Source organism: Betaproteobacteria bacterium (assembly GCA_016791345.1).
In the GTDB taxonomy this organism is placed as follows: Bacteria; Pseudomonadota; Gammaproteobacteria; order Burkholderiales; family JAEUMW01; genus JAEUMW01.
The window spans coordinates 1-5588 of the sequence record JAEUMW010000068.1; the positions used below are offsets into that span (position 1 = coordinate 1).

Annotated in this window: 8 protein-coding genes; 6 read left to right on the plus strand and 2 right to left on the minus strand. The window is 65.4% G+C overall.

Annotated features, from left to right (window positions below; all coding sequences use genetic code 11):
• A partial coding sequence (locus JNK68_02595; GenBank protein ID MBL8539240.1) for a sigma-54-dependent Fis family transcriptional regulator occupies nt 1-1149 on the minus strand: 1149 nt, incomplete at its 3' end.
• On the minus strand, nt 1121-1873 hold the full coding sequence (locus JNK68_02600; GenBank protein ID MBL8539241.1) for an ABC transporter ATP-binding protein: 753 nt from the start codon (nt 1871-1873) through the stop codon (nt 1121-1123). The genes JNK68_02595 and JNK68_02600, both read right to left, overlap by 29 nt.
• A gap of 148 nt (nt 1874-2021) precedes the next feature.
• Between JNK68_02600 and JNK68_02605 the strand changes: the two genes are divergently transcribed.
• From JNK68_02605 to JNK68_02630, 6 genes are all read left to right on the plus strand, one after another.
• A complete protein-coding gene (locus JNK68_02605; GenBank protein MBL8539242.1) occupies nt 2022-2834 on the plus strand; it encodes an ABC transporter ATP-binding protein in 813 nt (270 codons plus the stop codon).
• Nucleotides 2761-3621, plus strand: coding sequence for a lipid asymmetry maintenance ABC transporter permease subunit MlaE (gene mlaE / locus JNK68_02610; protein MBL8539243.1), 861 nt, complete (start codon nt 2761-2763; stop codon nt 3619-3621). Before JNK68_02605 ends, mlaE begins: the two co-directional genes overlap by 74 nt.
• A 2-nt stretch (nt 3622-3623) precedes the next feature.
• Entirely contained in the window at nt 3624-4097 is a 474-nt protein-coding gene (gene mlaD, locus JNK68_02615; GenBank protein ID MBL8539244.1) for an outer membrane lipid asymmetry maintenance protein MlaD, read from the plus strand.
• A 34-nt stretch (nt 4098-4131) separates the two neighbouring features.
• On the plus strand, nt 4132-4764 hold the full coding sequence (locus tag JNK68_02620; GenBank protein ID MBL8539245.1) for an ABC transporter substrate-binding protein: 633 nt from the start codon (nt 4132-4134) through the stop codon (nt 4762-4764).
• A complete protein-coding gene (locus tag JNK68_02625; protein ID MBL8539246.1) occupies nt 4761-5066 on the plus strand; it encodes an STAS domain-containing protein in 306 nt (101 codons plus the stop codon). The genes JNK68_02620 and JNK68_02625 overlap by 4 nt, the downstream gene beginning before the upstream one ends.
• Before the next feature lie 15 nt (nt 5067-5081).
• Nucleotides 5082-5588 (plus strand): ABC transporter ATP-binding protein (locus JNK68_02630; GenBank protein ID MBL8539247.1); only part of this gene is annotated, 507 nt, incomplete at its 3' end.

The window sequence follows — 5588 nt, forward strand, 5'->3', positions numbered from 1 at the left end:
TGCCGCAGGGTCGAGCTCGAAGCGCGGGGTGTGCGCCTGGCGCGCGTAGAACTCGGCGAAATGTTCGAGCAGGCGGAGCTTGTCGTCACCCAGATCGCGCAGCGGCGGTGAATAGATCGTGAACACCGACAGCCGGTGATACAGATCGGGGCGGAAGCGGCCGGCCTTCATTTCTGCACGCAGATCCTTGTTCGCAGCGGCGACCACACGCGCGTTGCTGACCCGGGTGTGCGTCTCGCCGACGCGCTGAAACTCGCCGTTCTCGAGCACGCGCAGGAGCTTCGCCTGCAGCTCCAGCGGCAGATCCCCGATCTCGTCCAGGAACAGGGTGCTGTCGGCGGCATCCTCGAAATACCCGGAGCGGGGTTGCTGCGCACCGGTGAACGCCCCCTTCGTGTAGCCGAACAGGGTCGGCTCCATCAGGGTCGGCGAGATGGCGGCGCAGTTCAACGCGAAGAACGGCTTGCTTGCGCGACCGGACAGGAGGTGGAGCGAGTTGGCGACGAGTTCCTTACCGCTGCCGGATTCGCCTTCGATGAGGACCGGAAACGGCGCGCTCGCGTACTGGGAGATCTGCTGCTTCAGCTTCTGGATGAGGAGGCTCTGGCCGACGATCTTGATGTCGCCCGGCCCTGCCCGCTGCTCGGCCTCACGCGCGACCAGCGCCTTGGTCAGCAGGTCCTTGAGCCGTTCCGGCTCGCACGGCTTGGCGACGAATTCGATGGCGCCGAGCGTGCGCGCATGGCGGGCGTTCGCCTCGTCGTTCTGGCCGGAGAGCACGAGGATCTTGATGTTACGGGAGTACGCCAGGAGCTCGGTGATGAGCTTGAAGCCTTCGTCCGGGCGATGCGGCGTCGGCGGCAGTCCGAGGTCGATCAGGGCGAGCTCCGGCGGCTCGTCGAGCTGTCGCATGATGCTTTTTGCCTCGGTCCGCGACTGCGCAACCATGACGTCGAAGTCGCGCGAGAGGACGAAGTTCAGGGTATCGGTGATGAGCGGATCGTCATCGACGATGACGAGGCTGGGCTTTGCACGCTGGGTTGTTTCCACGGTGATTCCTTCGTCCTGACCGAACTGCGGGGAGGCGGCAAGAAAATTGTGCCAGATCGACGGGAATCCGTCACACGGGCGAAAACCGGGTTCGGGCATCGAGACTCGCATCGATGCAACGCAAGTACGCTTCCTCGAGACTCGTCGCTTGATGTTCACCCTTGAGGTCGGCGGGCCGGCCCACGAAGCGGATCGCGCCGAGATGGAGCACGGCGAGGCGGTCGCCGATCTCCTCCACGTCGGCGAGCGAATGGGACGTGAAGAAAACCGTCTTGCCGGCTTCCCGCAGCAGCCCGAGGCGCCGCTTGAGCAGCGCGCGGGCTTTCGGATCGAGACCGCTGGTGGGCTCGTCGAGCACGTAGAGGTCCTTGCCCGACAGGAAACACGCGGCAAGCCCGAGCTTCTGCGTCATCCCCTTGGAAAACGCACGCACCGGCTGGTCGAGCGCGGCATGGTCGAGATCGAGCGCATTCAGGGTGGCGCGTGCCGCATCTTCGGCGTAGGCGACCTTCTGCAGCGCCAGCATGTAGCGCAGAAAATCCCGCCCGGTGAGGAAATAGGGTGGCGTGAAGCGCTCGGGAAGGAACGACAATCGGGCGCGGGAGCGTGTCTCGCGATGGGGAACGCCGAAGATCGAGATCGTTCCCGCATCCGGTTCGCAGAAGTCGAGCAGGCACTTGAGCAGGGTGGTCTTGCCGGCGCCATTCATGCCGACCAGCGCGAACGATTCGCCGGGCGCCACCTCGAGCGTGAGGTCCGCCACCGCGGTGTTACTGCCGAAGCGCTTGGTTACCTGGTCGAAGGCGAGGGCGGGGGAGTTCATCGAAACGTTGGCCGTGTCATCCGGGCAAGTCGGCACCGACGATACGCGCCCGGGCTTGCATGGCGCAACTGCGAGCGCGATGGAAACGGGTTCAGGGTTGGGGATCGACCCGCAATATCCTAGAATGCAGGATTTTTCGCCCTCACGGATGAAATCCGAAAATCTCGTCGAACTCGAGGACGTCACCTTCGACTACGGCGGACGCCCCATTTTCAGCGACCTCGACCTGACGATCCGTCGGGGCCAGGTGGTTGCCATCATGGGCGGCAGCGGCAGCGGCAAGACGACGCTGCTGCGCCTCGTCTCTGGCCAGTTGCGACCGCGCAGCGGCAAGATCAAGGTTCGCGGCCGGCTCGTGCCCGACCTGAAACAGGCGGATCTCTTTGCCCTGCGCCGCCGCATGGGTTTTCTCTTCCAGTTCGGCGCGCTCTTCACCGACATGACCGTTTTCGACAACGTGGCCTTCCCGCTGCGCGAGCACACCGACCTGCCGGAATCGATGATCCGCGACCTGGTGCTGATGAAGCTGCACGCCGTGGGCCTGCGCAATGCTGCCGACAAGATGCCGGCGCAGCTCTCCGGGGGCCAGGCGCGTCGCGTCGCTCTGGCACGGGCGACGGTGATGGATCCGATGCTCATCATGTACGACGAGCCGTTTGCCGGTCTCGATCCGATCTCGCTCTCGGTCACCGGCAACCTCATCCGCAAGCTGAACGACGCGCTCGGCGCGACCAGCATCCTGGTGACGCACGACGTCCACGAGTCGCTGCTCATCGTCGATTACGTCTATTTCCTCTCTGCCGGGGGTGTCGTCGCCCAGGGCACGCCGGACGAGATCCGGTCGAGCGACAAACCGTTCGTGCACCAGTTCGTGCACGGCGACATCGATGGGCCGGTCCCGTTCCATTATCCCGGCCCCGACATCGGCGAAGACCTCGCCCTGGAGCCCTCGCGTGCTTGAAAGTGCCGCCTCGAGCCTGCGGCTGCTGGGCGAGCGCGTCATCGACGGCATCACTCGCCTGGGCTACGGCAGCCGCTTCTTCCTGCTCGTGCTGCTGCGCTCGGCCACCAGTTTCCGGCGCTTCCAGCTCACGGTGCGCGAGATCTACTTCGCCGGCGTCCTGTCGCTCGTCATCATCGTCGTCTCCGGCATGTTCGTCGGCATGGTGCTCGGGCTGCAGGGCTACGACACGCTGCAGCGCTACGGCTCCTCGGAATCGGTCGGCTCGCTCGTTGCGCTCTCGCTGGTGCGGGAACTCGGGCCGGTGGTGGCGGCTCTTCTCTTTGCAGGTCGGGCCGGCTCTGCGATCACGGCAGAGATCGGCCTCATGAAGGCAACCGAGCAGTTGCAGGCGATGGAGATGATGGCAGTCGACCCGATCGCGCGCGTGGTCGGGCCGCGCTTCTGGGGCGGCGTGCTGTCGATGCCGCTGCTCGCCGCGCTCTTCAGCATCGTCGGCATCTTCGGCGGCTACCTCGTCGTGGTGGTGACGATCGGCGTCGAGAGCGCCGCCTGGTGGTCGCAGATGCAAAGCGCCGTCGACTTCCGGGACGACATCGTCAACGGCGTCATCAAGAGTATCGTGTTCGGCATCGCCGTCACGGCGATCGCCGTGTTCGAGGGCTATGACGCACCGCCCACGGCGGAGGGTGTGTCGCACGCCACCACGCGCACCGTGGTGACTTCGTCGCTCGCCATCCTCGGTCTGGATTTCGTGCTGACGGCCTTCATGTTCATGGGAGGTTGAGAATGAGCAGAGCGACCCTGGATCTCTGGGTCGGCATCTTCGTCGCCCTGGGGCTCGTCGCCCTGGTCCTGCTGGCGCTCAAGGTCAGCAATGCCAGCACGTCCTTCCGGCCGGACCGGGAATACACAGTTTCCGCCGAGTTCCAGAACATCGGCAGCCTCAAGGCCGGGGCGCCGGTGCGCAGCGCCGGCGTGATGGTCGGGCGCGTGGATTCGGTCGGCTTCGACACCGCGAAGTATGTCGCACGCGTCGTCCTCAAGATCGACGAGCGCTACCCGTTCCCCAAGGATACGACGGCCGCGGTGCAGACCTCTGGATTGCTCGGCGAGCAGTATGTCGGCCTCGAAGCGGGCGGCGACGACGAGCGGCTCAAGGACGGCGACGTGATCCGTCTGACGCAGTCGGCGGTGGTCCTGGAGAAGCTCATCGGCCAGGTGCTGTTCGACAAGGCGCAGGAATCCGGCGCCAAGCAGTAGCATCGCAATCGTTCCAGACAGCGGAGTGAAGTCCATGAAGCATGTGATTTTCTCGTTCCTCCTCGGCATCTTCCTGGCGTCGGCCACCGGCATGGCTGCCGCCGACCTTCCGCCGGACGTGCTGGCCAAGACCACGACCGACGAGGTCCTGGAGGTCCTGCGCAACAACCAGGACATCCGCACCGATCCGAAACGCGTGACGGAACTCGTCGAGGCGAAGGTGCTGCCGAATTTCGACTTCAACAAGATGACGCGGCTGGCGGTCGGCAAGGGATGGCGTCAGGCCACTCCCGAGCAGCGCGAGACGCTCGTCAGCGAGTTTCGCAACCTGCTCGTGCGCACCTACGGCAGTTCGCTCACCAAGTACAAGAACGAGACGGTCGAGTTCAAGCCCTTCAAGATGGAGCCGCAAGCCACCGACGTCACCGTGAAAAGCCAGATCATGCGCACCGACGGCGGGCAGCCGATCGCCGTCGACTACAGCATGGAAAAGACGCCCAACGGCTGGAAGGTGTACGACGTCACCGTCGAGGCGGTGAGCCTCGTCACCACCTATCGCGGCTCGTTCTCCGACGAGGTGCAGCGTTCCGGCATCGACGGCCTCATCGCCAGCCTGCAGCAGAAGAATCGTGACGCCGCGGCGGCCAGGGCGGCGCCGGCCAAATGATCGATCGCGACGGCGACCGCTTCCGCGTGCACGGTCCGCTGACCCTGCGCTCGGCGGCCGCACTGCTCCGGCGCGGCCGCGAGCTTTTCAATGAGCCCGTCTCGCGGGTCGATCTGGCGGGCGTCGGCGAGATCGACTCGGCTGCGCTGGGACTCCTGATCGAGTGGCTGCGGGAAGCACGGGCGCACAAGCGCGAGATCGTCTACCTCAATCTGCCTGCCAACCTGGAAAGCCTCGGTACCCTGTACGGCGTGCTCGACCTGCTGCCGCGCGCGGAGGCACGCGCGCAAACCGCACCTTAGCCATCGCGTCCTCCGATGTCCGCGATCGAAGTGCGCGACGTGCGCAAGCGCTTCCGTGCCGTGCAGGCGCTCGACGGCGTCGACCTGGACATCTACGAGGGCGAGTTCTTCGCGCTGCTCGGGCCGAACGGCGCTGGCAAAACGACCCTGATCAATACGTTGGCCGGCTTGTGCATTCCCGACAGCGGCGCGCTGCGGGTGAACGGCTTCGACGTGATCGCGCACTACCGGCAGGCGCGGCGGGCGCTCGGCGTGGTGCCGCAGGAACTCGTCTTCGACCCGTTCTTCAACGTGCGCGAGGCACTGGTCATCCAGTCCGGCTATTTCGGTCTGCGTCACAACGATGCCTGGATCGACGAGATCATCGCGCGGCTCGGCCTTACCTCGAAGGCGCGGACCAACATGCGTGCGCTGTCCGGCGGCATGAAGCGGCGCGTGCTGGTGGCGCTCGCCCTGGTGCACAAGCCGCCGGTGATCGTGCTCGACGAGCCCACTGCCGGGGTGGACGTGGAATTGCGGCAG